This is a genomic window from Streptomyces sp. PsTaAH-124 (assembly GCF_000373685.1).
Taxonomy (GTDB): domain Bacteria; phylum Actinomycetota; class Actinomycetes; order Streptomycetales; family Streptomycetaceae; genus Streptomyces; species Streptomyces andamanensis.
This window is the reverse complement of record NZ_KB892191.1, coordinates 348,848-373,804: the sequence shown is the minus strand read 5'-3', so window position 1 is coordinate 373,804 and position 24,957 is coordinate 348,848. Positions and strand designations below refer to the sequence as shown.

Genomic DNA, 24,957 nt, shown 5'->3' with positions numbered 1-24,957 from the left:
CACCGGGGCCAGGTCCGGAGCGGACTGTCCCTGACCCGCTGACGGTTCCGCCGGACCCGCCCGCCGGGCCGCCGACCCGCCACACGGGTGCGCCGCGCCCCCGGCACGGCAGGTCTCAGCCGCGGACCGGGCCGCCGTGCTTAGGGTCCTGGGCTGTGTCACACACCTTCGAAGAGCTTGTGGCGAAACAGCGCGCCGCCCACGAGGCGCACACCCGGGTCGAACAGCTCCGGGAGACCTACGGGCCGCCCGCGCAGGAGCGGTGGACCGGGACGCAGAGCGGGACCTACGAGACGGCCCTGCGCGCCTGGCGCGACCTCGCCCGCGATCTCCGGAGCGCGCTGAGCGAGTACGCGAGCGAGGAGGGGAGGCCCCGTCCCGAGATCGAGGCCGAGGTGGAGCGGGCGGCCCGCTCGGGCCCGGCCGACGGCGGGGTGTCCGGGACGGACGGCGTCTGAATCCGCGCGGACGGCACGGATCCGCGGGCCGCGTGCGGGTACCCGCGCGCCATGGACACCTTCCGCCTGCAAGCAGCCGCGAGCGCCGGTTCCGTCTTCGGCACCGTCGTGATCGTCGTCGGCGCCCTCGTCGTCGTCGGCGCCCTCATCTGGGCCGTCCGGTTCGGCATCAGGGTCAAACAGCACGAGCCGCGCACGCCCAGGAGCGGCGAGCATCCGACGCTGCCGGACTCCGGGCCGGTGCACGAGACCCGGCAGCGGCGTGAACCCGACGAGGTGCCGCGCGCCGAGGAGACCGGCCGCCGGCTCACCCCGCACGAACTCGGCTCGCCCGGCAGCCGCCGCAGCGAGGACCAGTCCCGCCCGCGCTGGGACAGCGGCACCGGCGGCACCGGCGGTTCCTTCGGCAGCGGCGGGCCGGGCGGCACCTGACCTGCCGGTCCGCGGGTTTGCCCGCGACGCGCCCGGGGACCCGGACGGCCTGGGACGAGCGGGTCCGGGCACGGCCCGGGGCGCCGTTCCCGCACACCTCACGCTCATGCGGAAGGAAGTCGAGAAGCCGTGGCCGCGCACATGACCGAGAAACCGGCCGCCCAGCCCGCCGAGACGGGCTGGGCCAGATCCCGTCGGCTCAGGCGCGACACCGTACGCACCTGCCTGCCGGCGGTCGCCGTCGAGGACCGCGGCCGGGCGCGGGAGCGCGCCGGGGACGCGGAGGCCAACATCGTCCGCGGCGAGGACTGAGACAGGGGACGGGCAGGGGACAAGAGGTCCGAGAAAGTCCGAGAAAGTCCGGGAAGGGCCGGGAGGGCCCGAGAAGGTCCGAGGGTGGGCCCGGCGCCGTGTACCGCGCCGGGCCCACCCTCTGGGCGCGTTCAGCCGTGGGTCTTGGCCAGCAGTTCCAGGACCTCGTCGGTGGTGCCCGTCTCGCCGAGGCGCGGGAAGATCCGCCGCAGGCTGCCCTCATGGGCCTCGGCGTCCATGTCGGCCATCGCGTCCGTGGCCAGCGTGACGTGGTAGCCGTGCTCGTGGGCGGCGCGCGCGGTGGACTCCACGCCGATGCTGGTGGCGATGCCGGTCAGCACGATCTGCGTCACCCCGCGGCGGCGCAGCTGCACATCGAGGTCGGTGCCGTGGAAGGCGCCCCAGTTGTGCTTGGTGACGGTGATGTCGCCTGCGTGCCCGGCCAGTTCGGGCACGATCACGTCCCAGCCGTCGGGCCGGGCGCCGCCGCCCCCGCGCGTCGCCTCCGTACGGCCGGGCACCACGTCGCCCTGGTCGTCGGCGAAGGACACCCGGACCAGGACGACGGGCAGGTCACGGGCGCGGAACGCCTCGGCGAGCCGCACGGAACGGGCGACGACCTCGGCACCGGAGTGGGGCACGACCGGCGCGGCGGCGATGCCCGCCTGGAGGTCGATCACCACGAGGGCGGTACGGGGGTCGAGGGCAGTGAGTGCCATGAGGGGTCAGGCCTTTCCGGGCTTGCGGGGGGTGAGACGGACGAGTGACCGGTCGGTCAGGCTGCTCACCAGGAGCAGCACCGACCCGGCGGTCATGAACAGGGCCAGGCCGTGCAGGCCGCCCGTGTCGGCGCGGTGCGGGAAGTACCCGGCGGTGGCCGCCGAGGCGCCCAGCGCGCCGAGGTACATGAAGGTGCGCAGCAGCCCGGCGGCCGAGGCGATCCGCGCGGGATCGGCCTGCCGGTACAGCGCGTTCTGGTTGGCGAGGGTGAGCAGCCCCTGGGGTACGCCCATCACCAGACCGGCGGCGAGCAGCAGCGGCAGCGGACTCGTGGCGCCGATCAGCAGCAGCACGGCACAGGCGGCGACCTGGGTGGCGGCGCCCACCACGAGCTTCGCCCGCACGGCCTCGCGGCGCCCGGTCAGCGTGGAGACGACGAGCGCGGCACCCGACAGGGGCAGCAGCGTCAGCCCGGCCGTGGACGCGCTGAGTCCGCGTCCCTCCTCCAGCCACTGCGTGTAGCCGTACATGAAGGCGTAGGAGGTGAGGGCGCCGAGCAACTGGCGCACATAGGTGCCGATCAGCGGCCCGTTGCCGCCGAGCACCCGCAGGTCCACGAAGGGCTGCGCGACCCGCAGCTCGCGCACCGCGAAGGCGGCGCCCACCGCGGCGGCGAGCACCGGCAGGTACCAGCGGTCGGCGCGCGGCGCCATCAGGAACAGCATCAGCGACACCAGCGTCCCGGCGAACAGCACCATCCCCGGCACGTCGACGTCGCGCAGCCCGTGCCCGGCGTCCCGCCGCGGCTCCCGGGGCAGCCGCAGCGCGCCCAGGACCAGGCAGGCGGCGGACAGCGGCACGTTCACCGTGAACACGGCGCGCCAGCCGCCCACCCCGATCAGCAGCCCGCCGAGCGCGGGGCCGATCACGGCCACCGTCTGGTTGGCGACGGCGAGCGCGGTGAGGACGCCCGCCGGACTGTCCTGTCCCGTCCGCTCGGCCTCGCGCCGGGTGAGCTGCATGGCCGCCGGATACGCGGCGGAGGTCCCGAACCCGAGCAGCACCCGCGCGCCGATGAGCACGCCCAGCGAGGGGGCGAGCGCCCCGAGCAGACCCGCGGCCCCGACCAGGGCCGTCCCCGTGAGATAGAGCCGCCGGGGCCCGAACATGTCCGTCAGCCGGCCGATGACGGGCTGTCCGACGGCGGTCGCCAGATAGAGCGCCGAGACCAGCCAGACGGTCTGCGCCGGGGGAGCCCCGAACGCGGCGCCGATCGGGACCAGGGCCACCGCGATCATCGACGAGTTGATCGGGTTCAGCACCGAACCCAGGACCATCGGCGCGATCAGCCTGCGGTCGAAGGCGTCCGGCGCCGGGCGCACGGCGGCGTCCTCGCCGCCCGGCCGCCGGGCGAGCCGGGGCCTCACGGCCTGCTCAGCCGTTCCAGCAGGGCGAACGCCTCGATGATGGTCCGCCGTTCGTCCTCGGTGTACCGCTCGTGCAGGGCCCGGGTCAGCCACTCCGCACGGGTCTGCCGGTCGCCCTCGATGCGCTCGTGTCCGCCGTCCGTCAGGGTCACCAGCTGGCGCCGGCCGTCGTCGGGGTCGGGGCTGCGCCGGATGAGCCCGCGCTGCTCCAGGACGGCGAGCGTGGCGGCCATCGACTGCGGCCGGACTCCCTCGGCGGAGGCGAGGGCACTGGCGGTGGCGGCGCCGTGCTTGCCGACCAGGGTGAGCGCCGACACCTGGGACGGGGTGAGGTCCTCGTCCCGGGCGACCTCCCGTATCCGGCGCCGCAACCGGCTGAACACCACGCGCAGATCGCGCGCGGCCCGCGCTGCGGAGGCGGAGATGCCCTCGGGCACCTCGGTGGGCTGGTGGTCCATGGCAGCACCGTAGATCTGCCAGGCGGAACTGTCCAGCCAAGACTGTCCAGCCAAGACTGTTCAGTCTTGGCTGTTTATTTACCTGTCCATTGATCTGTCCACCAGCTGATCTGTCCATCAGCCTGCCGATCGCCACCCGCCCGTCTCCGGGCCCGGTCCGCAGTACGCTGACCAGGTGCGTCTGCTCCTCATGTCGGACACCCACCTCCCGCGCCGCGCCCGGGAGCTGCCCGCCCCGCTGCTCGCCGAACTGCCGCGCGCCGACGTCGTCGTCCACGCGGGGGACTGGGTCGACACCGCGACCCTCGACCTGCTCCGGGCGCGCAGCCGCCGGCTCCTCGCGGTGTACGGCAACAACGACGGCCCCGAGCTGCGCGCCCGGCTCCCCGAGGTGGCCCGCGCGGAACTGGGCGGGCTGCGCTTCGGCGTCGTGCACGAGACCGGGGCCGCGCAGGGCCGCGAGGCCCGCTGCGCCGCCCGCTTCCCGGACCTGGACGTGCTGGTCTTCGGCCACAGCCACATCCCCTGGGACACCACCGCCCCCTCCGGGCTGCGCCTGCTCAACCCAGGTTCCCCCACCGACCGCCGCCGCCAGCCCCACTGCATCTACCTGACCGCCACCGTCACCGGCGGCGCCCTCACCGAGGTCGAACTCCACCGGCTGCCGCCGCGCGGGACCCGCTGACGACGTGACGTGCGCGGGCACAGAGACAGGGACGTGAGGCGCGCGGGCGCAGAAGGCACAGAGAGCACAGAGGGCACAGAGGGCACAGAAGAGGGCGGCCCGGCGAAAGGGGCCGCCCCGAGGTCACACTTCCCTTTCTCGTTTCCGAATTCTCGGCGAGATCCGGGCCGATCCGTGCGCGGAAGCGGCCCGGTGGCTGTGAGTATGCGCTGTCACGGACCTCCTTCCGGAGAGGTGTGCCGCACATGTGCCGCGGAGGCGATGCATGCCTCATCCGCTGTCTGCCGCCTACCCCTTCCGGGGAAGCCGAACCATCTCAGAACAGGAATAAGGGCTCATTTCCTCCGTCGACGGAGTGCGCGCGCCCCAGGAGCGCGCTCCCCACTCACCGGCCCCACCGGCACCGGCGACACGCGCCCGCCCCCCGCCCGGCGGACCGCAGCCGCCGTACCCCCGCCAAGAGCAGCACCGCCGCCACCACGGCCCCGGCCGCCGCCGCTGCCCGCCGGGCGAGGGGCACACCGGCCTCCCGCAGCAGATCCAGCGGCTCGGCCTCCCGGCCGCCCGCCACGCTTCCCGCCGTGGCCTCCGCCGCACTCCCTGCCGGTGCCTCCGCCGCGGCGGCCCCGGCCAGCACCATCCGCCGGGCTCGCGCGTCCTGCTCCTCGAAGACCCCCGTCCCCTTGTACGCCACGGTGACCGGCCCCAGCCGCACCTTGACCGAACCGGTGACGGTCCGGCCGTCGTACGACTCCAGGACGGCACCCGGCAGGCACGGCGCGACGCCCTCGATGTCCAGCAGCGCCCGCCAGGCGTCGTCGGCGGGTACGGGCACGGTGAACGTGTGGTGCAGTTCCATGGCTTCGTCCGTCCTCCTGCTCAGGGCCGGGCGCGGGCGGGACCGTGCGCGTGGATGGCGCCCGCGGTCGCGGTCAGGGGCGTCCCACTGCCGCCCCAGCGCAGCGAGACGATCTCGGCGGCGACCGACACCGCGACCTCCTCGGGCGTACGGGCACCGAGGTCCAGGCCGACCGGGGAGCGCAGCCGGGACAGCTCGGCCGGGGTCACACCGGCCTCCAGCAGCCGTTCCACCCGGTCGTGGTGGGTGCGGCGGCTGCCCATCGCGCCGATGTACGCGGCGGGCCTGCGCAGCGCCTCCTCCAGCAGCGGCACATCGAACTTCGGGTCGTGCGTGAGGACGCAGATCACCGTGCGCTCGTCGGTGTCCGTGGTGCGCAGATAGCGGTGCGGCCAGTCCACGACCACCTCTACCGCGTCCGGGAAGCGCCGGGGGGTGGCGAAGACCGGGCGCGCGTCGCACACCGTCACCCGGTAGCCGAGGAAGGCGCCGATCCGGGCCACCGCGGCGGCGTAGTCGATGGCGCCGAACACCAGCATCCGCGGCGGCGGCGCGAAGGAGTGCAGGAACACCGAGACGGCGTCCTCGCGCCGCTCGCCGTGTGCCCCGTAGTGCCGTGTCCCCGTCGCCCCGAGCGCGAGTCCGCCGCGGGCGTCCGCGGTGACCGCCGCGTCCAGGCCGGGGGTGCCCAGCGTCCCCGCCACCGAGTCCGGCCACACGGCGAGCGTCGCCCCGCGCGGCGCGGGACCGTCGGCCACGGTCGCCAGGGTCACCGGCGCCCCGGCGGCGACCGACGCGGCGACCGCGCCGAAGGCCGGGTCCGACTCCGGGGTCACCGGCCTGACCAGCACCCCGATCTCGCCCCCGCAGGTGAGCCCGACCGCGAACGCGTCCTCGTCGCTGTACCCGAAGACGGCGAGCCGGGCCTCGCCGTCCGCCACCACCTCCTTGGCCAGCTCGAAGACCGCGCCCTCCACACAGCCGCCGGAGACACTGCCCACCACCTCGTCGTCCGGGCCCACCGCCATCGCCGCGCCGGGGTCGCGCGGCGCGCTGCGGCTGACCGTGACGACCGTGGCGAGACCGAACGGCTGCCGCGCCGCGTACCAGCGCCCGAGCACCGGAAGGATGTCACGCACGCTCTCGTCCCTTCGCACCACCGGCACCGGCCCCGGCCCCGGCCCCGGCCCCACCCTCTACCTCGACCCCGGCACCCGCGCCCGTCCCGGCGCCGCCGTCCGCGCCCCGGACCACCGCGGCCAGCCGCTCCGGCGCGGCCAGGCTGTGGTCCTCGACGAAGGCGTCCACGCTCGGCAGGGCGGCGGCCATCCCGGCCGCCAGGGGCGCGTAACCCGGGCGCGCCTTGCGCGGGTCGGCCCGGACCACCCGGTGGGCCACCCGGTGCAGCCGGCGCATCTGGCCGTCCGACAACCGGGGATCGCCGCGCTCCCACCCGTCGGACAGGACGAGCAGCACCACCCGCCGGGGCCGCTCCGTGCGCGCGTGGAGCCGGGGCGGCGCAGGTTCGCCGCCGTGCCGTAGCAGCTCCCTTGCGGTGCGGCGCGCGTCGATGTCCCGGCGCCGGACCGGGCGCCGCCGCGCGAACGCGGCCGGCAGCCCGCGCACCTGGGCGCGTTCGGCGGGGTCGAGCCCGGCCACGTCGCGTTTGCGCAGCACCTCCGCCGAACCGGCGAGCGAGGCGACGCCCCGCGCCCCGGTAGGCGTCCGTCGGGGTGCGGGTGGTGAACACCCCGGTGCAGTTGAACGCGTAGGAGTCCATCGTGCAGATCGCCGGGTACATGAACGCGCCCAGGATCGAGATGCCCGGTGTGACCAGCATCAGACAGGCGCCCATGTCGGCGAGCAGCCGGACCCGGAGGCCGAGCAGCCTCCCCTCGCGGGTCCAGGTGCACCGGCACAGGTTGCCCTCCAGGGCCCGGCGCACCTCGGCCGCGTCCGGCCGCGGGTTCTCCCGCAGCAGGTCACGCGCGGCCATGAGCATGCCCGGGATGCAGGAGCCGCAGATAGTGCACCAGCAGCAGCCGGGGCTCCACCTCGTCCTCGTACGCGGTGCCGTCCACCGTGACCGAGATGTGCGTCATGTGCCCTCCAGGGGCCGAACGGGCGTACGCGAGGGATGTCAGCGACCAGCGTGACGTACGTCACTCTATGACCGGGTCTGTGGCACGGCGAGCGGTGCGGTGCGAACCGCCGGGGGCGTCGGCTCGGCAAGAGAGCACGTCCAGCCTGCTGCCCGGGTTCACCACCCGCGCCCGGAGCGCCGTGTGCGCCCTGGAGGGTGAGGCGTAGACCCCCGTCCGGCGTTTGACCCTGCCCTTGCGTCAGGCCGCACGCTGTACGCCGACGGAGCCGACGAAAGGGCAGGTGGATGAGCTACTCCGTGGGACAGGTGGCGGCGTTTGCCGGAGTGACGGTGCGCACGCTGCACCACTACGACCGGGCGGGGCTGCTGTCGCCGGGCGGCCGCAGCCGCGCCGGGTACCGGCTGTACGACGACGCCGACCTGGCACGCCTCCAGCAGATCCTCTTCTACCGCGAACTCGGCTTCTCCCTCGACGAGATCGCCGACATCCTCAAGGACCCGCAGGCCAACGCGCTCGCACACCTGCGGGCCCGGCAGCGGCGGCTCGGCGAGGAGATCACCCGGCTCCAGCGGCTCGCCGAGGTCGCCGAACGGGCCATCGAGGTCCAGCAGACCGGAGTGACCCTCACCCCCGCCGAACGCTTCGAGGTCTTCGGCGAGATCGCCTTCGACCTCAGCTACGCCACCGAGGCCCAGCTCAAATGGGCCGGCTCGGAAGGACAGCGGGAGTCCATGGCACGGGCCGCCGCGCACAGCAAGGACGACTGGCGGCGGCTGATGCGCGAGGCCGCGGCGTGGCGCGCCGAACTGCTCGCCGCCTTCGACGACGGCGAGAGCGCCGACGGTGAACGCGCCATGGACCTCGCCGAGGAGCACCGGCTGCACATCTCCCGCTGGTTCACCTCCTGCCCGCCCGCCATGCACCGGCGCATCGCGGACGACATCGTGGCCGACCCGCGCGCCTTCGCCCTGGTCGTACCGCCCTCCCAGCAGCGCCCCGGCCTCGCCGCCTATCTGGGCAGGGCCGTGCACGCCAACGCGGCCCGCCGCACCGACCCCGAGGGGGACCGATGAGAATCCTGATCGCCGCCGCCGGATCACGGGGCGACGTCGACCCCTACACCGGCCTCGGCGCCGGGCTGCGCCGGGCCGGACACGAGGTCGTGCTCGCCGCCCCGGACACCTTCGCGCCGCTGGTCCGCAGGGCCGGACTGGAGTTCCGCGGACTGCCCGGCCGACCCGAGGCCCAGGGCGGCACCCCGGACCGGCGGGGCCTGATGCGCGGCGCCGCCGCGTTCGTGAACCGGCTCGCGGGAGGCTTCGCCGCAGCGGTCGGCGACGGCACCGAGCTGCTGGTGCTGTCCACCACCACCGCCCCGCTCGGCTGGCACCTCGCCGAGGCCACCGGCCTGCCGAGCGTCGGCGCCTACCTCCAGCCCACCGCGCCCACCGGCGCCTTCCCGCCCGTCGTCACCGGCATCCGCTCCCTGGGCCGCCTCGGCAACCGCGCCGCGGGCCGCCTCGGACTGCGGACGGCCGACCGCCTCTACGGCGACGCGGTCGCCGCCCTCCGCCGCGAGCTGGGCCTGCCCGCGCGTACCCCGGCCGCCGAGCGGCGCCGCCGGGAGGCCGCGCACTGGCCCGTGCTGCACGGCTTCAGCGAGCACGTGGTGCCCCGCCCGCCCGACTGGCGCCCCGGTCTCGACGTCGTCGGCAACTGGTGGCCGTACACCGACCCGGACGCCCGGCTGCCCGCGGACCTGGCGGACTTCCTCGCCGCCGGACCCCCGCCGGTGTTCATCGGGTTCGGCTCCATGGCCGGCGGCCACGGGGAGCGCCTGAGCGGGACCGTCGTACGGGCGCTGCGCCGGGCCGGGCTGCGCGGCGTCCTCCAGTCCGGCGCCGCCGGGCTCGCCGCCGAGGGGGACGACGTCCTCACGGTCGGCGACGTGCCGCACGCCCTGCTGTTCCCGCGCATGGCCGCCGTCGTGCACCACGCGGGCGCGGGCACCTCGGCGGCGGTCCTGCGCGCCGGGGTGCCCTCCGTCCCCGTACCGGTCACCGCCGACCAGCCGTTCTGGGCCGCCCGCCTCACCTCTCTCGGTGCCGCCCCCGCCGCGATCCCCTTCGCGGGCCTGACCCCCGAGCGCCTGGCGGACGCTCTCGACCGCGCGGTACGGGACCCGGCCCCCACCCGGTCCGCCGCCACCGTCGCCGGGCGCCTCGCGGAGGAGGACGGGGTGGGACGTGTGGTGGAGGCAGTGGAGACGGCGGGGCGGCTGAAGAACTGAGGGGCAGGCGGGGGCCGACGGGGGCGGGGCGGGCGGCCTGCGCGGGCCTCCGCCCGTGCCGTCGGCGGGGCCGGGCGGGACGGGCGGCCGGTGGTGCTTCGGCGTCGCCCCGGCCCGGTGCTTCGCGCGCGGGTGACTGCCGGGCGCCGGGGGGTGGCCCCGGCCGTGCGGCGGGGGGTGCCCGGCGCGACCGGGCAGGCGGACCGGCGGCCGGACCGCGGCCCGGGAGGGCCGGTAGTGCTTCGGCGTCGCCAGGGGCCGGTGCTCCGCGCGCGGGTGACCGCCGGGCGTCAGGGGGCGACCCCGGCCGTGCGGCGGGGGGGGGGTGCCCGGTGCGACCAGGCGGGCGGACCGGCGGACCGGGCGGGTCCGGGCCCGGCGCGGTGCCGATGCCGGTGCCGCGCATGGCGTCCGGCGTGGTGCGGGACGCCGAAGGGCCGCGTGGCCGCAGGGGCGCCCGGCCACTGGGATCCGGCCGGCCGGGGGCGCCCGGCACCCCCGGTCCCTCGTCCCTCAGCGTGCCAGCAGGTCGACCGCCCGCAGCACCGGCGCGACGCCGTCCTCCTCGCGGATGCGGGCGCCCAGGGTCTCGGCGCGCTCCCGGTGGAGAGGGTTGCGGGTGGCCCGCGCGAGGGCCGCGGCGAGGCCGTTCGCGGTGAGCCCGCGCAGCGGGACGGCGTGAGGGGCCACCCCGAGGGACACCAGGCGTTCGGCCCAGAAGCCCTCGTCGAACTGGACCGGCAGCGGCACGGCGGGCACCCCGGCGCGCAGCCCGGCCGCGGTGGTGCCCGCGCCCGCGTGGTGCACCACGGCCGCCATCCGCGGGAACAGCGCCGCGTGCGGCACCTCGTCGATGGTCAGCATGTCCTCGCCGGTCGCCGCGAGCCCGCCCCACCCGCGCTGCACCACTCCGCGCAGCCCGGCCAGCCGCAGCGCGCGCACGATGGTCCCGCTCAGCCGGGCCGGGTCGGGCACCGTCGCACTGCCGAGGCCGACGAAGACCGGCGCGGGCCCCGCGTCCAGGAACCGCCGCACATACGCGGGCAGCCCGTCCTCACGGTCGTACGGCCACCAGTAGCCGCACACCCGCAGGCCGGGCCGCCAGTCGCGCGGCCGGGGCACCACCAGCGGACTGAACCCGTGGAACACCGGCTGCCGCAGCCCCGCCCGGATGCGGCGGGCGGTGCCGCGCCGGGCGGCCGGAAGACCCAGCCGGGCCCGCACGGTGGGCACGGCCGCCGAGAAGACCCGCTCCATGGCGAGGTTCACCCCGTGGCCCGCGAGCCGGTTCGCCGCCGCGCCCCAGTGGCCGCCGCCGAGCAGCGGAGGGGCGAACTCCCGGGTGGGGGAGAGGGGTTGCAGATGCGTGCCGATGCTGGGCACGCCCAGCGCCTCGGCGATCGCGTGCCCGACCGGTCCCAGCGACCCGGACAGCAGCAGTACGTCGCTCTTCTCGGCCGCCGCGACCAGGTCGTCCGTCATCCGGGCGAGCGCCGCGCGCACCAGACCGACGGCGCGCAGCATCTTGCCCGTGTCCGTCGCGCTGCGGTGCAGCCCCCGGCCGCGGGTGGACTCCAGTTCGGCCCGCGGATCCACCGGCAGAGCGTGGAAGTCCAGGCCCGAACCGGCGACCAGCGGCTCGAAGCACCCGTGGGTGACCAGGGTGACCGCGTGGCCCGCGCGGGCCAGACCGTGCCCCAGCCCGGTGAAGGGGGCCACGTCACCCCGGGAACCCGCCGTCATGATCGTTACGCGCACGTCGGCCAGTATGGCCGCGCGCGGCCCCGCCGACGGCGAACGACCCGGCCATGTCGGCGCGCCCACCCCCACGCGCCCGCAACGGCCGCACCCGTCCGGACGCCGTACCCGCTCGGGCCGTTCGGCCGGGGGGCCGGGATCATACCCCGAGCTGCCGGGTGGCCGCGTCCACCGTCTGCTCCAGCAGCGTGGCGATGGTCATCGGGCCGACCCCGCCCGGCACCGGCGTGATCAGCGAGGCGCGCTCCACCGCGGTCTCGAAGTCCACGTCCCCGACATTGCCCGCGTTGTAGCCCGCGTCGATCACGACCGCGCCCGGCTTGACGTCCTCGCCGCGCACCAGCCGCGGCCGGCCCGCGGCCGCCACCACGATGTCCGCCTCGCGGACCACGGACGACAGCTCCCGGGTCCGGGAGTGGCAGTACGTCACCGTGGCGTCCCGGGCCAGCAGCAGCATGCCGACCGGCTTGCCGAGGATCGCGCTGCGCCCCACCACCACGGCCCGCTTCCCGGCCGGATCGACGTCATAGGCGTCCAGCAGCCGCATGATGCCGCCGGGCGTGCAGGAGACGAACCCGGGCAGGGCGAAGCTCATCGTGGCGAAGGAGGCGAAGGTGACGCCGTCGACGTCCTTCTCGGGCGCGATCGCCTCGAACGCGGCTCGCTCGTCGATGTGGTCGCCGACCGGGTGCTGGAGCAGGATGCCGTGGACCGACGGGTCCGCCGAGAGGTCCCGCAGCGTCTGCACGAGCCGCGCGGTGGTGGTCGCGGCGGGCAGCTCCACGTGCCGGGAGGCGATGTTCGCGGTGCGGCACCGGTTCTGCTTCATCCGGACGTAGGTGACCGAGGCCGGATCCTCGCCGACCAGCACCGTGGCCAGGCACGGCCGGACGCCCGTGCGGGAGATGAGGTCGGCGGCCCGGTGCGCGGTGCGCTCGACGATGCGGCGGGCGAGGGCGGTGCCGTCCATGAGACGGGCCTGGGACATGTCCACTCCTGAGCATGCGGCGGATCGCCCAGGCGCGCGGCTGTGACGTCGGCTGGGGCCGCTCCCCGGTGGTGCTCCACCTCAGCGCCAGTCACGGCCCGCCCCCAGCTTAGGCGAGGACCGCGCAAGCCCTTCGCCGGGGGTGCGGCCCGCTCACCGGAGCCTGCCCCGCCGTGACCGCCGGGCCCGTGCCGCGGCGGGCCGCGCGCCGGGCCGGGCCGCGCGCAGCACCGACCGCAGCAGCGCGGTGGACAGGCACCGGGCCGCCGCCGTGGCCGTCCGGGCCGGACCGGAGCGCCGCGCCAGCGGGGAACGCGCCCGCCCCAGTCCACCGCGGGCCGAAAAGGACCAGGTCAGCCGGGAGCTGACCTGGAATCCCGCGGTCCTCCTCGTCACTCGTCCCATGCCTGGACCATGATCTGGTCGGTGATCCTGCCGTCGCGCAGCGAGACCATGGACTCCGCGAGCACCCGGACACCGTCCGGATACGCGCAGGACTCCACGTACGCCGCGTGGTCGCCCTCGACGACGCACCGCTCCAGCCGGTGCGTCATGTCCCGGCCGTAGACGTCGTCGAGCATCGCGCCGATCTCCGCCCGGCCCCGCAGGACCCTGGGGTGGCTCGGCCTGCTGTCGCGGTCCACGATGCGGATCTCCGCGTCGTCCGCGTACAGCGACAGCAGCGTGGGCGCCGCGTGTTCCTCGATGCCCCGGCGCAGCGCGCCGGTGTCGAAGGCGGGACCTGCCGTGGTCGCCATGGTGGCCTCCTACGAGCCCCGGCGCCCCGGAGCAGGAGCCGCTTCCGGGGCCTCTCCTTCGAGCGTCCTCCGGGGCGCCGGGACCGGCAAGTGCGGCCGGGGCGACGCGCCGGTACCCGCCCCGCGCCCGTCCTGTGCCGCCCGCCCCCACTCGTGCCGTACTCGTGCCGTACTCGTCCCGTGCTCGCTGTGTACTCGTCCTGACGGGTGAGCGGGCGGGCGCGCCCGTGACCGGGCGGGACCGGGCGCCGTTGCTCAGGACATGATCTCCACTCGACGTATCGTCGCCGTCGCCTCCCTCGCTGCCTCGCTCACCGGGCTCGCCGCACTCCCCGCGAGCGCCGCCGGTTCGTCCGTGCCGGTGGTCGGCCGGGCGCTGCCCGTGGGCGTGCTCGACTCGCTGGCCCGCACCGGGCTGCCCGCCGACCGGCAGGACGCGGTGCCGCCGGTCTCCGACCAGCTCTCCTCGCTCCAGCACGTCCAGGACCTGAACGAGCTGAGCCGGCTGAACGCGGTCGCCGGTCTTGTCTCCCCCCTGTTCGGGCTGGTCCCCGCCATCCCGAGCTGAGCCGGAGCGGGCCCGCCGGACACCCGGTGGCGGCGCGGGGTTCGCGCCGCCGCCGGCCGGTCACGGCGTAGGGTCGCGGGGACGGACGAACGGCCGACGGAAGGGAACTCCACCATGGCGCAGGAAGTGCGCGGCGTGATCGCACCCGGGAAGAACGAACCCGTACGGGTCGAGACCATCGTCGTGCCGGACCCCGGGCCCGGCGAGGCCGTCGTACGGGTCCAGGCCTGCGGCGTGTGCCACACCGACCTGCACTACAAACAGGGCGGAATCAACGACGAGTTCCCGTTCCTGCTCGGCCACGAGGCCGCGGGCATCGTGGAGTCGGTCGGCGACGGCGTCACCGAGGTGGCGCCCGGCGACTTCGTCGTCCTCAACTGGCGTGCGGTGTGCGGCAGGTGCCGCGCCTGTCTGCGCGGACGGCCCTGGTACTGCTTCGACACCCACAACGCGCGGCAGCGGATGACCCTCACCGACGGCACCGAGCTGTCCCCGGCGCTGGGCATCGGCGCCTTCGCGGAGAAGACGCTCGTGGCCGCCGGGCAGTGCACCAAGGTCGACCCGGCCGTCTCCCCGGCCGTGGCCGGACTGCTGGGCTGCGGGGTGATGGCCGGCATCGGCGCCGCCATCAACACCGGGAACGTCGGCCGCGGCGACAGCGTCGCCGTCATCGGCTGCGGCGGTGTCGGCGACGCGGCGATCGCCGGGGCGCATCTGGCGGGCGCGGCGAAGGTCATCGCCGTCGACATCGACGACCGCAAGCTGGAGACCGCCCGCACCATGGGCGCCACGCACACCGTCAACTCCGAGGACCACGACCCGGTCGCCGCGATCCGCGACCTGACCGGAGGCTTCGGCGCCGACGTCGTCATCGACGCGGTCGGCCGCCCCGAGACCTACAAGCAGGCGTTCTACGCCCGCGACCTGGCCGGGACCGTCGTCCTGGTCGGTGTGCCCACCCCCGAGATGAAGCTCGAACTGCCGCTGCTGGACGTCTTCGGACGCGGCGGCGCGCTCAAGTCGAGCTGGTACGGCGACTGCCTGCCCTCGCGCGACTTCCCGATGCTCGTCGACCTGCATCTGCAAGGACGGCTGCCGCTCGACAAGTTCGTGTCCGAGACCATCCGACTCGACGAGGTGGAGCAGGCGTTCGAGCGGATGCACCGCGGCGAGGTGCTGCGCTCGGTGGTGGTCCTCTGATGGCCGCCCGCATCGAACGCCTCGTCACCGCCGGGCAGTTCACCCTGGACGGCGGCACCTGGGACGTCGAGAACAATGTGTGGATCGTCGGCGACGACCACGAGGCGATCGTCATCGACGCCGCCCATGACGCCGAGGCCATCGCCGCCGCCGTGGGCGACCGCCGGCTCACCGCCATCGTCTGCACCCACGCCCACAACGACCACATCGACGCCGCCCCGGCGCTCGCGGACCTCACCGGCGCGGTGATCTGGCTGCACCGCGACGACCTGCCGCTGTGGCGGGCGACCCACCCCGACCGGGAACCGGACGAGCACCTCGTCGACGGCCAGGTGATCGAGGCGGCGGGCGCCGACCTCACGGTCCTGCACACCCCCGGTCACGCGCCGGGCGCGGTGTGCCTGTACGACCCCGGGCTCGGCGTCGTCTTCACCGGCGACACCCTCTTCCAGGGCGGCCCCGGCGCCACCGGCCGGTCCTACTCCCACTTCCCGACCATCATCGACTCGATCCGCGACCGTCTGCTGACGCTGCCGCCCGGGACGAAGGTGCTCACCGGGCACGGCGACACCACCACCATCGGCGTGGAGGCCCCGCACCTCCAGGAGTGGATCGCCCGCGGCCACTGAGCCGCCGCCGGGGCCCGCCCCCGCCGGAAATACCTGACAGGAGATGTCCGGCTTCCCCGCGATGCTCGGCGTGCACACCGCGCGGACCCACCGCGCGCCGCACGCACCAGCGAGCACAGGGGAGGCCGGGCATGTCACGTCCACTGGAGGGCAGGGTCGCGCTGGTCGCGGGCGCGACCCGCGGGGCGGGCCGCGGGATCGCGGTGGAACTCGGCGCCGCCGGGGCCACCGTGTACGTCACCGGCCGCAGCACCCGCGCCCGCCGCTCCGAGTACGACCGCCCCGAGACCGTCGAGGACACCGCCGACCTGGTCACCGCGGCCGGCGGATGCGGCATCGCCGTCCCCGTCGACCACCTGGAGCCCGGCCGGGTCCGTGCCCTGGTCGACCGCGTCGACCGCGAACAGGGCCGCCTCGACGTGCTCGTCAACGACATCTGGGGCGGCGAGCACCTCTTCGAGTGGGACACCCCGGTGTGGGAGCACGACCTGGACAACGGGCTGCGGCTGCTCCGCCTCGCCGTGGAGACGCACCTCGTCACCAGCCACCACGCGCTGCCGCTGCTGCTGCGCCGGCCCGGCGGCCTGGTCGTGGAGATGACCGACGGCACCGCCGAGTACAACCGGGACACCTACCGGGTCAGCCTCTTCTACGACCTGGCCAAGGCGTCCGTGCTGCGTATGGCCTTCGCCCTCGGCCACGAACTCGGGCCGCGCGGCGCCACCGCCGTCGCGCTCACCCCCGGCTGGCTCCGCTCGGAACTGATGCTCGACCACTTCGGGGTGCGCGAGGACAACTGGCGCGACGCCCTGGCGGAGGTCCCGCACTTCGCGATCTCCGAGACCCCCCGCTACGTGGGCCGCGCCGTCGCCGCGCTCGCCGCCGACCCGGACGCGACCCGCTGGAACGGCCGGTCCCTGTCCAGCGGCGCCCTCGCCCGCGAGTACGGCTTCACCGACCTGGACGGCAGCCGCCCCGACGCCTGGCGCTACCTCGCCGAGGTCCAGGACAGGAACCTCCCCGCCGACACCACCGGCTACCGCTGAACGCACACACACGGAACAGAACAGCGGCCTGCTCGGCCGCCGGGCCGTCGGCCCACTCGCTCACCGCGCCCCCGGTACCGGCGGCTGTGTCGGCCCGGGGACCTGCCAGCGGGCCGGGTGGCCCGGCGGGAGGGCGAGGTCGGTGCGTACGGCGGCGTAGTAGCCCTGGCGCGCCTCGCGCTGGCGGGTCAGCAGGGCCTGCCAAGCCTCGGGGGCGTGCCGCTCCTCGCGCAGGAACCGCTCCATGTCCATCGCCACCAGGACCCACACCCGGGCCCGCTCCACGACCTCGGGCGCGCCCAGCATGATCAGTGCCTCGCCCGCCGGGTCCCGGGCGAGGGCGGCCTCCGCCAGGAGCGGCTCGGCCTCGGCGAGGGGCAGCGGATGCGGGTGCGGGTCGTCGCCGAGGTGGGCGGCGACCCGGTAGGACAGCGTGACGGCCTTCTTCAGCACCCGCGCGTAGTCGGCGTACACCGCGAGGCGCCGTTCCTCCCAGCGGGTCGCGCGCTCGCGCTCGAACCGGGCGCGGTCGCTGCGCACCACCGCCAGGTACGAGCCGAGTGCGCCGATCACCACACCGATGAGCGCGGGGAGTTGCTGGAGAAAGGCGGACATGTGCTGCACCGTATCTGCCCGGAAGGGGCGCGGCCGCACTAGGTTCGGGGCATGACGGACACAAGGCGGTTCGAGGGGTACGGAGTTGTCGTCACCGGCGGGGCGCGCGGCATCGGCGCGGCCACCGCGCGCCGGCTCGCCGAGGAGGGGGCGCGGGTCCTGGTGACCGACGCGGACGGGGACGCGGCCGAGGAGACCGCGGCGGGCCTGCGGGAGAAGGGGCTCGACGCACGCGCGCGCCCGTGCGACGTGGCGGACCGGGACGCGGTCGAGGCGGCCGTGGCACACGCGGTGGACGCCTTCGGCTCGCTCGACGTGCTGGTCACCGCCGCGGCGCACTGCTCCCCGGACACCCCGCTCTTCGAGGACGACCCGGACGAGGCGTGGGCCCGCGACCTCGACATCACCCTGCACGGGGCCCGCCGCTGCTTCCGCGCCGCGCTGCCCCACCTCGCGGCCTCGGGCCGGGGCGCGATCGTCGGCATCGGCTCGGTCAACGGCCTCCAGGACTTCGGCAACCACGCCTACAGCGCGGCGAAGGCGGGCCTGATCTCGCTCGCCCGCACCCTCGCCGGGCACGCGGGCGCGCGCGGGGTGCGGGTCAACGTCGTCCTTCCCGGCACCGTCCGCACCTCGGCCTGGCAGGGGCGCGAGGCCGCGCTCGACCGGCTCGGCGCCCTGTATCCGCTGGGCCGGATCGGCGAGCCCGACGACATCGCCGCCGCCGTCGCCTTCCTCGCCTCCCGCGACGCGGCCTGGATCACCGGCACCGCCCTGACCGTGGACGGCGGCCTGACCGCCGTGAACACGGGCTTCCACACCGCGGTGGGGACACCCGGCCGCACCGGGTGAGGCCGCCGCGCGGCGCCGAGTGTCACCGTTCCGTCTCGATGCGGACCGTTCCACAACCGGCACGGTCCCGAGGCGGTCTAGCTGTCCGGAAGTGTCCGGAAAGCGCGGACACACGACTGAACCGAGGGGGAAGCCCAGCATGAGGCAGATGGGCAGACGAGGCGCCGTGGTGCTGGGCGTCACCGGACTGGTGACGCCGCTCGCACTCGCGCTCGGCACGGCACCGGCCCAGGCGGCGTCGAGCTGCACGGCGTCGACCGGGCCGTACCAGAAGAAGGTCGAGAAGTTCCTCGGCCGTCCCGCCGACGGCCGGCAGTCGGCCGCCGACTGCAAGGCGATCAAGGCCTTCCAGAGCAAGCACGGCATCACCCCCACGATCGGGTACGCGGGTCCGGTCACCTGGGGCGTGATGGATCTCATGAACAAGCAGAAGGCCGTCGGGAAGAACCCGAACAAGGACGGCAGGTGCCCGACCAACAAGGGCCGCATAGCCTGTGTGAACCTCACGCTCCAGCTCAGCTGGATCCAGGACGGCAAGCGGCTGGTGTACGGTCCCGTGCCGGTGCGCACCGGGCGCGACAAGTACGAGACCCGCACCGGTCTGAAGAAGATCTACTGGCGGCACATCGACCACGTGTCGACGCTGTACCACGTGAAGATGCCCTACAGCCAGTTCTTCGACGGCGGCCAGGCCTTCCACTCGGTCGGCGTGAGCGTGTGGAACCCGCCGGGCTCGCACGGCTGCGTCAACATGACCACCAAGGACGCCAAGAAGTACTGGTCGCTGCTGAAGAAGGGCGACGACGTCTTCGTCTACGGCCGCAAGCCGGGCACCTGAGGGACCGGGCGCGGGAGGGGCGGGGCGCCCCGGATCGACGTGAGCAGCAACACGGTCCGTTATGTCCGGTTCGAGCGCACTTACTCACTCCGCCTTCACATCGATCGGCATATGCTTCACAGCATGTCCACCACTGTTGAAGCCGCCTCCGAGCGATCGGCCGCGGAGGTCAACGAGGAGATCCGTGCCTTGTGGCGCAGGTCCGGCGGGACACTGACCACCGAGCAGCGCGAGGTGTACCAGCGCCTCGTGATGGAGTGGGCCACGGCCGCTCCGGTCTCGGACCAGGCGGCCTGACCCGCCGCCGCCCCGGTCGGTGCCCCTGGCCGCCGCCGGGCACCGGTTCCCCGCTCCTCCCGCAGCCCCCGTCCCGCACGCCCCGGCCCTTCCGGCCGGGGCGCACTGTCAGCACCCCCGCACCCGCCGCGCGGCCGCCGCCGAGGCCACCGCGCCCGCCGTTCCCTGTTCCGGGACCCGGCGCCGAGGACCAGCCTAGGATGCCAGGCATGGACGTGGATCCGGTGGCACGGCTCGGGGCCGGCAAGTATGTGCTGATCACCAGCTACCGCAAGAACGGCACACCCGTGGCGACGCCCGTCTGGGTCGTGCGCGACGGCGCCGCGCTCGGCGTGTGGACGGCCGCCGACTCCTGGAAGGTCAAGCGGATCCGCGCCCGCCCCGACGTGCTGGTCGGCCCGTGCGATGTGCGCGGGCACCCGACCGGCGACCAGTTGCCCGCCACCGCGGAGATCTGCGACCGGGACACCACCGCGCGCTACCGGGGCCTCATCGCCCGCAAGTACGGGCTGATCGGCCGCCTCACCCTGCTCGGCAGCAGGCTGCGCCGGGGCGAGCGGGGCACCGTGGGGATCCGGGTGACCCCCGCGCGCTGATCCGCGCACGGGAGCCACCCGGGGTGCGGCGCCGCCTACGAGGCGTCGAGCACGGTGCCCGTCACCACCGGCAGACCCTCGTGCACCTGCCCGTCGTCGCCGGTCAGCGCGATGCGGACCCGCTCGGGCTGCTCCGCCGCCTGGTCCCGGACCGTGGGGACGCTCAGCTCGGTGCTCAGCTCGCCCGCCGGCACGTCGGCCCACAGGTACATGTCCAGGGAGGACAGCGGACGCTCGGGGTCGGGCGACTCACCGGTGGTGTCCGACAGCCACTGCGGGTCGACGTCCTTGGTGGACAGCTCCGGGCCGTCCGGGAGGGGCTGCACGACGAAGATGGCCACGATGTCCGAGTCGGCGGCCGCGGACAGGTTCACCCGCCACTTCAGCGTCTCGCCCTCGGTGACCCGGTCGGCGACGGGTGTCACCGTGATCGTCGGCGCCGGGTCGTCGTTCAGGGCGGTCACCCCGCCCCGGTGGGAGCCGACCACCGCGCCGTGCACCGCCTTGACGACGATGTCGGTGGCCACGTCCGCGCCGTAGCGGGTGTTGCCCCGCACCAGGACCGGCACGTCGATCGAGTGCCCGCCGGGCCGCACCGTCACCAGCCGGCCCTTCGCCTCGTTCGTCACCGGATCGATGACGTACACCCGGACCTGGCCGCTGCCCTGCCCGGACACCCGCACGGGCACCCGGTAGGTGCGCTCGCCCGAGTCGCCCTCCTTGACCGTGAGCCGGCCGACGTCCACGCGGGGCAGTGCGGCGGCCCGCACCGCCGGGGTGCCCGGACGCCAGCCCCAGGCGTCCATGAGCCAGGCCTGCCCGGAACGCGTGCGCGGGGTCAGCTCCAGCGACGCGATCCGCCGCAGATCGAGCCCGGCGCGGGTGGCGGCGGCCAGCGGGACGCGTACCTCGCGCGCCCAGTAGGAGGCGGTGCGCTCGGTGCCCGGCAGGCCGTCGGCACGGACCGTGCCGAGGGCCGCGCGGTGTCCGGCGGCGTCGGTGACGGCCACGTCGAGCCGGGTGCCGGTGGTGTTCGGCGGGACGAAGACGCGCAGCGCGAGCTGTTCGGCGCCCTTCAAGGACACCGGGGAGCCGGGCCGGATCCGTACCGCCGAACCGGCGGCGGACCAGCGCAGCGCGATCGCGCGGCGGCCCGCCTCCCGGTCGGTGTCCCACTGTGCGAAGTGCGGCGAGCGGCCGGGCGTGTCCTCGTCGAGGCAGGCGACGGACGCGTCGGGGTCCACCGCCGAGCACAGCCGGGCACCGCCGCCGGTCACGGTGAGCGGGCCGTCGGGCAGCAGACCGCCGGTACGGCCGGCGCCGACCGCGTGGGTCAGCACCCGCGCCGGGTCGGCGGAGGGCGCCCGGACCCCGGAGCCGTCCAGCAGCGGACGCACCCGGTCGTCCCCGGCGACGAACAGCCGCGCGGCGGCGGCGATGTAGGTGGCGCCGGCCCGGTGCTGCTGGTCCGCGGTCAGCCGGGTGGCGGTCCCGGGGGAGCAGACCGGGTCGCGCTGGTCCGGGTCCTCGTAGAAGTCGTCGTCGGCGGGCGCCACGGCCTTGCCCGGCGTCCACTCGGTGTTGAAGAAGTTGTGGTCGGCGCCGACCACGTACACGGCGCTGTGCAGGGCGGTGCCGCGGCTGACCCCGCGGGTGCCGTCCACGTACACCTCGCCCTGGAGGTCGGAGACGTCACCGTCGCAGCCGGGCAGCAGCGTGGCGGACGGGACGTCGGCGACCGGATTCTGGCCGAAGACCGTCGGACCGATCAGCACGGTGCCGCTGATGTGCCAGCGGGTCTTTCCGTGATAGCCGTCCTGGTCGGCGGCGGGCGGGTACAGGCTGTCCATGGCCGCGCGGTTGACGCCCTCGCCGCCGCGCGAGTGCCCGACGAGCAGGACCCGCGACAGATCGGCCACCGGGCCCCGGCGTACGGCGGCGGGTGCCGTGGCCGGGTGCGCGGCCCAGTCCGCCCAGCGGGCCAGGTGCTGCCGGACGAGCGAGGAACGCGCCTGGGCGCCGCCGTCCTCGGCCTGCCAGTCCTGGCCGTTGATGCCGTTGGCCGCGATGGACACGGTCACATACCCCTGCGAGGCCAGCAGTTTCTGGTCCTGGAGGTAGCCGCGGTGACTGGGGATCGGCAGCGATCCGGCCGGGCACGGCCAGTCGCCGGACACCTCGTCGCTGTGCGGGGTGTAGCAGGGGGCGTGGCGGCCGTGCAGGAACAGCGCGAGCGGGCGGCGGCCGGTGGCGCCCTGCGGCGTCACCACCACGGCCTGCATCTCCACCGGGGCCGGGAAGCCGGGCAGCCGGACCGACCCCAGCCGGTACTCGCCGGTCGTGGTGCGGTAGGTGCCCGGCTTGCCCGGATCGACCTTGCCCGCCGGGAGCGGGGCGGGCGGCTGAACCGCCGCCAGGGCGCCGCTGCGGCCCGGCGCCTGCGCGGCCCCGGACGTGTCCTCGGCGTCCAGTCTGCGGCCGGACGCGCGGACCTGGAGGTCCGTCAGCTTCTTGAGGCCCTTCGTGCGGGCCGCGCCCAGGTCCAGCCGGAACGTACGGCCGTCCCCGCCGGGCCGCGGCCGGCCCAGCAGGCGGTCGCCCGCGTAGAACTCGACGCGCGCGTCGCCCATGGGCACCGGGGTGCCCGTGTGCCACTCCAACTGCCGGGCGTCGCCCGACCCGGTGACGCGCCAGCCGGGCGGGAGCCCGGTGCCGCTGTCACCGGCCGCCGCCGACTGCCGTGCGGCGGACGGCAGTCGGTCCTGCGCCGCCCGCGCCGCCTGTGCGGACGCGGGCGCGGCTCCCGCCATGGCGAGCAACGCCACGGCGGTGACCCCTATTCGACGGACGCGGATCAACGGTCCCCTCCTCGGAACACTCCTCGGAACACGGACTTCCTCCGGTGCTCGGACGCGGCGCCCCGTCGGTACCGGGGGCCACTGATGCCCCGGAGGACGGGGCAGGTGGGCTGTGGGTTGCCTGTGAGGCGTGAGTGGCGCGACGTCAGCGACATGATCACGCCAGTGTCAACACGGCGCGGCCGCCGCGCGGTTCGCGTCCTCGGCCCGTCGTCGGCCGCGGGCCGCCCGGAGTACACCCGCACCACACTCCGTCGGCGTATCACCGGTGACGCCGGTGGGCCACCGGTCGTTCCTGGGGCGGGACACGGACGAGGCGGGCGGCCGGGGCGACCGGTGGCGCGGAGGCGACGGAGCTGGTGCGGTGAAGAGGATCGCGGTCCACGGGCGGCGCGCGGGCCGGTGGCTGACGCGCCGGGCCGGGTGGTGTCTGGCCGGATCCCTCGCGCTGTACGTGCTGACCGCGCTCCTGAGTCCGGCCGAGCCGCTGGACCTGCGTGTCTACCACGAGGCCGCGCCGCACGTCCTGACCGGCGGCCTCTACGACCAGGTGGTGCGCACCGGGCCGCCCATCCCCGAACTCCCCTTCACCTACCCGCCGTTCGCCGCGCTGGTGCTGCTGCCGCTGGCACACCTGCCCTGGACGGCGGCGGTGGTGCTCTGGCGGGCCGCCTCCCTGGCCGCGGTGCTCGTCGTCACGGCGGGCGCGCTCCGGCTGCTGCCGCACAGGTTTGGCGGCGACCGGGACCGCGCCCTGCTCTGGGCCGCCGCCGCGCCCTGGCTCGAACCCGTGCGCCACACCCTCGACCAGGGCCAGATCAACCTGCTGCTGGGCGCGGCCGTCGTCGGGGGCCTGGCGTTCGGCCACCGCGCGGCCGTCCGGGGCACGTCCGTCGCACTCGCCGCCTCGCTGAAACTGACCCCGGCCGTCGCGGGCGCGTATCTGCTGGCCACACGGCAGTGGCGGGCGGCCGGCTGGGCGGTCGCCACCGGCGGCGCGGCCGTGGGGCTCGCCTGGTGGATCGCCCCGGGCGAGTCGGAACGCTACTGGTCGGGTCTGGTGACGGACACACGGCGCGTCGGCCCGGTGTGGTCGGTGCGCAACCAGTCGCTGCGCGGCGCGCTCACCCGGCTCCTCGGCCACGACGCGGGCGGCACCGCGCTCTGGTGGGCCGCGCTCGCCCTGGTCACCCTGGCGGCGGCCGGTGCCCTGCGCGCCGCCCTGCGCCGTGACGACCCGCTGGGCGTCCTCGTCACGGTGGAGCTGTACGGGCTGCTGGTGTGCCCGGTCTCCTGGAGCCACCACTGGATCTGGTGCCTGCCCGCCATGATCTGGCTGGCACACGGCCCGCACCGCACCCGGGCGGCGGCCCGGACCGTGCTCGTCCTGTGGGCGGCCGTCACCGGGGCCCGGCTGGTGCCGCGGCTGATCGGCGCCGAGGACCGGCTCTCCCGGCCCGACCCGTATCCGTGGACGCTGGCCTGGCCCGGATGTGTCTACGCGGGCTGCGCGCTGCTGACCTTCCTCGTGCTCGCCCTCGCCGCCCGGCGCACGGGACCCGCCGGGTCCCCGGAGTACGACCGCGACGCCGCCGCAGGGCGCTCACCGCTCCGGCCGGACGGGGCCGCCGTCAGCTCCAGGCGCGGTAGGGCTCGTCCAGCAACTGGAAGACCGGTTCGCCGCGCACCGGATCCTTGGCGGTGGTCAGCCGGACCCGGTCGCCGCCGTGGATGGAGATGAGCGGCCCCATGACCCTGCCCCGCACGACGAAGCCCTCGCTCATCTCCACCATCGACACATTGCGCGCGGCGGGGGTGTTGCGGTGCACGATCGCGGCGTGCCGGACCGTGCCGGTGCCCGCGCTGCGCTCGGTGCGCAGTTCGCTGCCCCCGCACACCGGACACAGCAGCCGGTGGTACATCGCCGTACCGCACCAGGTACAGCGCTGGAAGGTCAGCGCCTCCCGGTCACCGGCCGCGGGTTCGAGCAGAGCGGTCGCGGAGCCGGCCGCCGCACCGGTCTCGTTTCCAGAGGGGTGGTACACGCTGGTCAACTCCCTGCGCTGGGCCGGAATCCCGCGTGCCGGGGAACCCGTGCACGGGCGGGGGCGGCTCGCGGTGCCGCCGTGCACACGACAGAGTATGGCACTCAGTGCCCCCCGTAAAGGTACTGGGTACCACCTCGCGGGGGCGGGGGCGGGGGCGGGG

The 24,957-nt window shown here is 75.3% G+C and carries 27 protein-coding genes and 2 pseudogenes; 15 read left to right on the top strand and 14 right to left on the bottom strand.

Translation table 11 applies throughout. The features are described 5' to 3' along the window. Window positions 1-155 precede the first annotated feature (155 nt). From B086_RS0129195 to B086_RS0129185, 3 genes are all read left to right on the top strand, one after another. Complete coding sequence (locus tag B086_RS0129195; protein ID WP_018569986.1) at window positions 156-458, top strand: hypothetical protein; 303 nt, start codon at window positions 156-158, stop codon at window positions 456-458. 51 nt (window positions 459-509) lie between these two features. Beyond that, window positions 510-890 carry a DUF6479 family protein gene (locus B086_RS0129190; RefSeq protein WP_018569985.1) on the top strand — a complete coding sequence of 127 codons (381 nt, stop codon included), beginning with the start codon at window positions 510-512 and terminating at the stop codon, window positions 888-890. 129 nt (window positions 891-1,019) lie between these two features. Then, window positions 1,020-1,202 carry a hypothetical protein gene (locus tag B086_RS0129185; RefSeq protein WP_018569984.1) on the top strand — a complete coding sequence of 61 codons (183 nt, stop codon included), beginning with the start codon at window positions 1,020-1,022 and terminating at the stop codon, window positions 1,200-1,202. 131 nt (window positions 1,203-1,333) lie between these two features. Here B086_RS0129185 and B086_RS0129180 read toward each other — a convergent pair whose 3' ends face one another. Genes B086_RS0129180 through B086_RS0129170 form a run of 3 tightly spaced genes read right to left on the bottom strand, consistent with a single transcriptional unit; the run spans window position 1,334 to window position 3,807 of the window. After that, window positions 1,334-1,921 carry a hydrolase gene (locus B086_RS0129180; RefSeq protein WP_018569983.1) on the bottom strand — a complete coding sequence of 196 codons (588 nt, stop codon included), beginning with the start codon at window positions 1,919-1,921 and terminating at the stop codon, window positions 1,334-1,336. 6 nt (window positions 1,922-1,927) lie between these two features. After that, window positions 1,928-3,349 carry an MFS transporter gene (locus tag B086_RS0129175; RefSeq protein WP_018569982.1) on the bottom strand — a complete coding sequence of 474 codons (1,422 nt, stop codon included), beginning with the start codon at window positions 3,347-3,349 and terminating at the stop codon, window positions 1,928-1,930. Continuing rightward, the gene (locus tag B086_RS0129170; protein ID WP_018569981.1) at window positions 3,346-3,807 is read right to left on the bottom strand and encodes a MarR family winged helix-turn-helix transcriptional regulator; all 462 of its coding nucleotides are present in this window, start codon (window positions 3,805-3,807) and stop codon (window positions 3,346-3,348) included. The genes B086_RS0129175 and B086_RS0129170 overlap by 4 nt, the downstream gene beginning before the upstream one ends. A 175-nt stretch (window positions 3,808-3,982) precedes the next feature. Between B086_RS0129170 and B086_RS0129165 the strand changes: the two genes are divergently transcribed. Continuing rightward, complete coding sequence (locus B086_RS0129165; RefSeq protein WP_026252881.1) at window positions 3,983-4,492, top strand: metallophosphoesterase family protein; 510 nt, start codon at window positions 3,983-3,985, stop codon at window positions 4,490-4,492. A gap of 385 nt (window positions 4,493-4,877) precedes the next feature. Here the strand turns inward: B086_RS0129165 and B086_RS45990 are convergent, their stop codons facing one another. The 5 genes and pseudogenes from B086_RS45990 to B086_RS44780 form a co-directional block, all read right to left on the bottom strand. Next, a complete protein-coding gene (locus B086_RS45990) occupies window positions 4,878-5,351 on the bottom strand; it encodes an SRPBCC domain-containing protein (protein ID WP_051115940.1) in 474 nt (157 codons plus the stop codon). Window positions 5,352-5,371: 20 nt separating this feature from the next. Further along, window positions 5,372-6,490: an XdhC family protein gene (locus B086_RS0129155; RefSeq protein WP_018569979.1), complete on the bottom strand. Its 1,119-nt coding sequence runs from the start codon at window positions 6,488-6,490 to the stop codon at window positions 5,372-5,374. Continuing rightward, the gene (locus B086_RS43310; RefSeq protein WP_018569978.1) at window positions 6,483-7,028 is read right to left on the bottom strand and encodes a VWA domain-containing protein; all 546 of its coding nucleotides are present in this window, start codon (window positions 7,026-7,028) and stop codon (window positions 6,483-6,485) included. The genes B086_RS0129155 and B086_RS43310 overlap by 8 nt, the downstream gene beginning before the upstream one ends. Before the next feature lie 25 nt (window positions 7,029-7,053). Further along, a pseudogene (locus B086_RS45135) lies at window positions 7,054-7,254 on the bottom strand (molybdopterin cofactor-binding domain-containing protein); the annotation flags it as partial. 3 nt (window positions 7,255-7,257) lie between these two features. Continuing rightward, window positions 7,258-7,453: pseudogene (locus B086_RS44780) on the bottom strand (2Fe-2S iron-sulfur cluster-binding protein); the annotation flags it as partial. A gap of 287 nt (window positions 7,454-7,740) precedes the next feature. Between B086_RS44780 and B086_RS0129140 the strand changes: the two are divergent. Continuing rightward, window positions 7,741-8,529 (top strand): MerR family transcriptional regulator, encoded by a 789-nt coding sequence (locus B086_RS0129140; protein ID WP_026252880.1) that lies wholly within the window; start codon window positions 7,741-7,743, stop codon window positions 8,527-8,529. Next, on the top strand, window positions 8,526-9,746 hold the full coding sequence (locus B086_RS0129135; RefSeq protein WP_018569975.1) for a glycosyltransferase: 1,221 nt from the start codon (window positions 8,526-8,528) through the stop codon (window positions 9,744-9,746). Before B086_RS0129140 ends, B086_RS0129135 begins: the two co-directional genes overlap by 4 nt. A gap of 513 nt (window positions 9,747-10,259) precedes the next feature. Here the strand turns inward: B086_RS0129135 and B086_RS0129130 are convergent. The 3 genes from B086_RS0129130 to B086_RS0129120 form a co-directional block, all read right to left on the bottom strand. After that, window positions 10,260-11,489 (bottom strand): glycosyltransferase, encoded by a 1,230-nt coding sequence (locus tag B086_RS0129130; RefSeq protein ID WP_026252879.1) that lies wholly within the window; start codon window positions 11,487-11,489, stop codon window positions 10,260-10,262. 154 nt (window positions 11,490-11,643) lie between these two features. Next, the gene (locus tag B086_RS0129125; RefSeq protein WP_018569973.1) at window positions 11,644-12,492 is read right to left on the bottom strand and encodes a bifunctional 5,10-methylenetetrahydrofolate dehydrogenase/5,10-methenyltetrahydrofolate cyclohydrolase; all 849 of its coding nucleotides are present in this window, start codon (window positions 12,490-12,492) and stop codon (window positions 11,644-11,646) included. Between the two features lie 392 nt (window positions 12,493-12,884). After that, window positions 12,885-13,250 (bottom strand): nuclear transport factor 2 family protein, encoded by a 366-nt coding sequence (locus B086_RS0129120; RefSeq protein ID WP_018569972.1) that lies wholly within the window; start codon window positions 13,248-13,250, stop codon window positions 12,885-12,887. A 262-nt stretch (window positions 13,251-13,512) separates the two neighbouring features. Here B086_RS0129120 and B086_RS0129115 point away from each other — a divergent pair, with 262 nt between their 5' ends. From B086_RS0129115 to B086_RS0129100, 4 genes are all read left to right on the top strand, one after another. Continuing rightward, entirely contained in the window at window positions 13,513-13,818 is a 306-nt protein-coding gene (locus tag B086_RS0129115) for a hypothetical protein (RefSeq protein WP_018569971.1), read from the top strand. Window positions 13,819-13,932: 114 nt separating this feature from the next. Beyond that, complete coding sequence (locus B086_RS0129110; protein ID WP_018569970.1) at window positions 13,933-15,018, top strand: S-(hydroxymethyl)mycothiol dehydrogenase; 1,086 nt, start codon at window positions 13,933-13,935, stop codon at window positions 15,016-15,018. After that, a complete protein-coding gene (locus tag B086_RS0129105; RefSeq protein ID WP_018569969.1) occupies window positions 15,018-15,647 on the top strand; it encodes an MBL fold metallo-hydrolase in 630 nt (209 codons plus the stop codon). The genes B086_RS0129110 and B086_RS0129105 overlap by 1 nt, the downstream gene beginning before the upstream one ends. A gap of 131 nt (window positions 15,648-15,778) precedes the next feature. Next, entirely contained in the window at window positions 15,779-16,693 is a 915-nt protein-coding gene (locus tag B086_RS0129100; RefSeq protein ID WP_018569968.1) for an SDR family oxidoreductase, read from the top strand. 60 nt (window positions 16,694-16,753) lie between these two features. On the opposite strand, the gene B086_RS0129095 is transcribed toward B086_RS0129100, so the two are convergent. Next, on the bottom strand, window positions 16,754-17,308 hold the full coding sequence (locus B086_RS0129095; protein ID WP_018569967.1) for a hypothetical protein: 555 nt from the start codon (window positions 17,306-17,308) through the stop codon (window positions 16,754-16,756). Window positions 17,309-17,359: 51 nt separating this feature from the next. On the opposite strand from B086_RS0129095, the gene B086_RS0129090 reads away from it, so the two are divergent. The 4 genes from B086_RS0129090 (at window position 17,360) to B086_RS0129075 (ending at window position 19,891) form a co-directional block, all read left to right on the top strand. Continuing rightward, on the top strand, window positions 17,360-18,160 hold the full coding sequence (locus B086_RS0129090) for an SDR family NAD(P)-dependent oxidoreductase (protein WP_018569966.1): 801 nt from the start codon (window positions 17,360-17,362) through the stop codon (window positions 18,158-18,160). A 139-nt stretch (window positions 18,161-18,299) separates the two neighbouring features. Beyond that, window positions 18,300-18,998 carry a L,D-transpeptidase family protein gene (locus B086_RS0129085; protein ID WP_026252878.1) on the top strand — a complete coding sequence of 233 codons (699 nt, stop codon included), beginning with the start codon at window positions 18,300-18,302 and terminating at the stop codon, window positions 18,996-18,998. A 111-nt stretch (window positions 18,999-19,109) separates the two neighbouring features. Beyond that, entirely contained in the window at window positions 19,110-19,295 is a 186-nt protein-coding gene (locus B086_RS0129080; protein ID WP_026252877.1) for a hypothetical protein, read from the top strand. A gap of 209 nt (window positions 19,296-19,504) precedes the next feature. Further along, on the top strand, window positions 19,505-19,891 hold the full coding sequence (locus tag B086_RS0129075) for a PPOX class F420-dependent oxidoreductase (RefSeq protein WP_018569963.1): 387 nt from the start codon (window positions 19,505-19,507) through the stop codon (window positions 19,889-19,891). A 35-nt stretch (window positions 19,892-19,926) separates the two neighbouring features. Here the strand turns inward: B086_RS0129075 and B086_RS0129070 are convergent, their stop codons facing one another. Next, complete coding sequence (locus B086_RS0129070) at window positions 19,927-22,749, bottom strand: alpha/beta hydrolase family protein (protein ID WP_026252876.1); 2,823 nt, start codon at window positions 22,747-22,749, stop codon at window positions 19,927-19,929. Window positions 22,750-23,113: 364 nt separating this feature from the next. Here B086_RS0129070 and B086_RS41100 point away from each other — a divergent pair, with 364 nt between their 5' ends. Next, window positions 23,114-24,490 (top strand): glycosyltransferase 87 family protein, encoded by a 1,377-nt coding sequence (locus B086_RS41100; protein ID WP_018569961.1) that lies wholly within the window; start codon window positions 23,114-23,116, stop codon window positions 24,488-24,490. Here the strand turns inward: B086_RS41100 and B086_RS0129060 are convergent. After that, window positions 24,381-24,794, bottom strand: a complete 414-nt coding sequence (locus B086_RS0129060; protein WP_018569960.1) for a Zn-ribbon domain-containing OB-fold protein — start codon at window positions 24,792-24,794, stop codon at window positions 24,381-24,383. The genes B086_RS41100 and B086_RS0129060 overlap by 110 nt on opposite strands. Window positions 24,795-24,957: the final 163 nt, after the last annotated feature.

Bases quoted from the DNA above. Each gene is read 5' to 3' on its own strand.
- B086_RS0129190 (WP_018569985.1), top strand. From the start codon at position 510: ATGGACACCTTCCGCCTGCAAGCAGCCGCGAGCGCCGGTTCCGTCTTC.
- B086_RS0129120 (WP_018569972.1), bottom strand. From the start codon at position 13,250: ATGGCGACCACGGCAGGTCCCGCCTTCGACACCGGCGCGCTGCGCCGG.
- B086_RS0129100 (WP_018569968.1), top strand. From the start codon at position 15,779: ATGTCACGTCCACTGGAGGGCAGGGTCGCGCTGGTCGCGGGCGCGACC.
- B086_RS0129080 (WP_026252877.1), top strand. From the start codon at position 19,110: ATGCTTCACAGCATGTCCACCACTGTTGAAGCCGCCTCCGAGCGATCG.
- B086_RS0129135 (WP_018569975.1), top strand. From the start codon at position 8,526: ATGAGAATCCTGATCGCCGCCGCCGGATCACGGGGCGACGTCGACCCC.
- B086_RS0129105 (WP_018569969.1), top strand. From the start codon at position 15,018: ATGGCCGCCCGCATCGAACGCCTCGTCACCGCCGGGCAGTTCACCCTG.
- B086_RS0129115 (WP_018569971.1), top strand. From the start codon at position 13,513: ATGATCTCCACTCGACGTATCGTCGCCGTCGCCTCCCTCGCTGCCTCG.
- B086_RS0129110 (WP_018569970.1), top strand. From the start codon at position 13,933: ATGGCGCAGGAAGTGCGCGGCGTGATCGCACCCGGGAAGAACGAACCC.
- B086_RS0129180 (WP_018569983.1), bottom strand. From the start codon at position 1,921: ATGGCACTCACTGCCCTCGACCCCCGTACCGCCCTCGTGGTGATCGAC.
- B086_RS0129090 (WP_018569966.1), top strand. From the start codon at position 17,360: ATGACGGACACAAGGCGGTTCGAGGGGTACGGAGTTGTCGTCACCGGC.
- B086_RS0129170 (WP_018569981.1), bottom strand. From the start codon at position 3,807: ATGGACCACCAGCCCACCGAGGTGCCCGAGGGCATCTCCGCCTCCGCA.
- B086_RS45990 (WP_051115940.1), bottom strand. From the start codon at position 5,351: ATGGAACTGCACCACACGTTCACCGTGCCCGTACCCGCCGACGACGCC.
- B086_RS0129075 (WP_018569963.1), top strand. From the start codon at position 19,505: ATGGACGTGGATCCGGTGGCACGGCTCGGGGCCGGCAAGTATGTGCTG.
- B086_RS0129125 (WP_018569973.1), bottom strand. From the start codon at position 12,492: ATGTCCCAGGCCCGTCTCATGGACGGCACCGCCCTCGCCCGCCGCATC.
- B086_RS0129095 (WP_018569967.1), bottom strand. From the start codon at position 17,308: ATGTCCGCCTTTCTCCAGCAACTCCCCGCGCTCATCGGTGTGGTGATC.
- B086_RS0129140 (WP_026252880.1), top strand. From the start codon at position 7,741: ATGAGCTACTCCGTGGGACAGGTGGCGGCGTTTGCCGGAGTGACGGTG.
- B086_RS0129130 (WP_026252879.1), bottom strand. From the start codon at position 11,489: ATGACGGCGGGTTCCCGGGGTGACGTGGCCCCCTTCACCGGGCTGGGG.
- B086_RS0129085 (WP_026252878.1), top strand. From the start codon at position 18,300: ATGAGGCAGATGGGCAGACGAGGCGCCGTGGTGCTGGGCGTCACCGGA.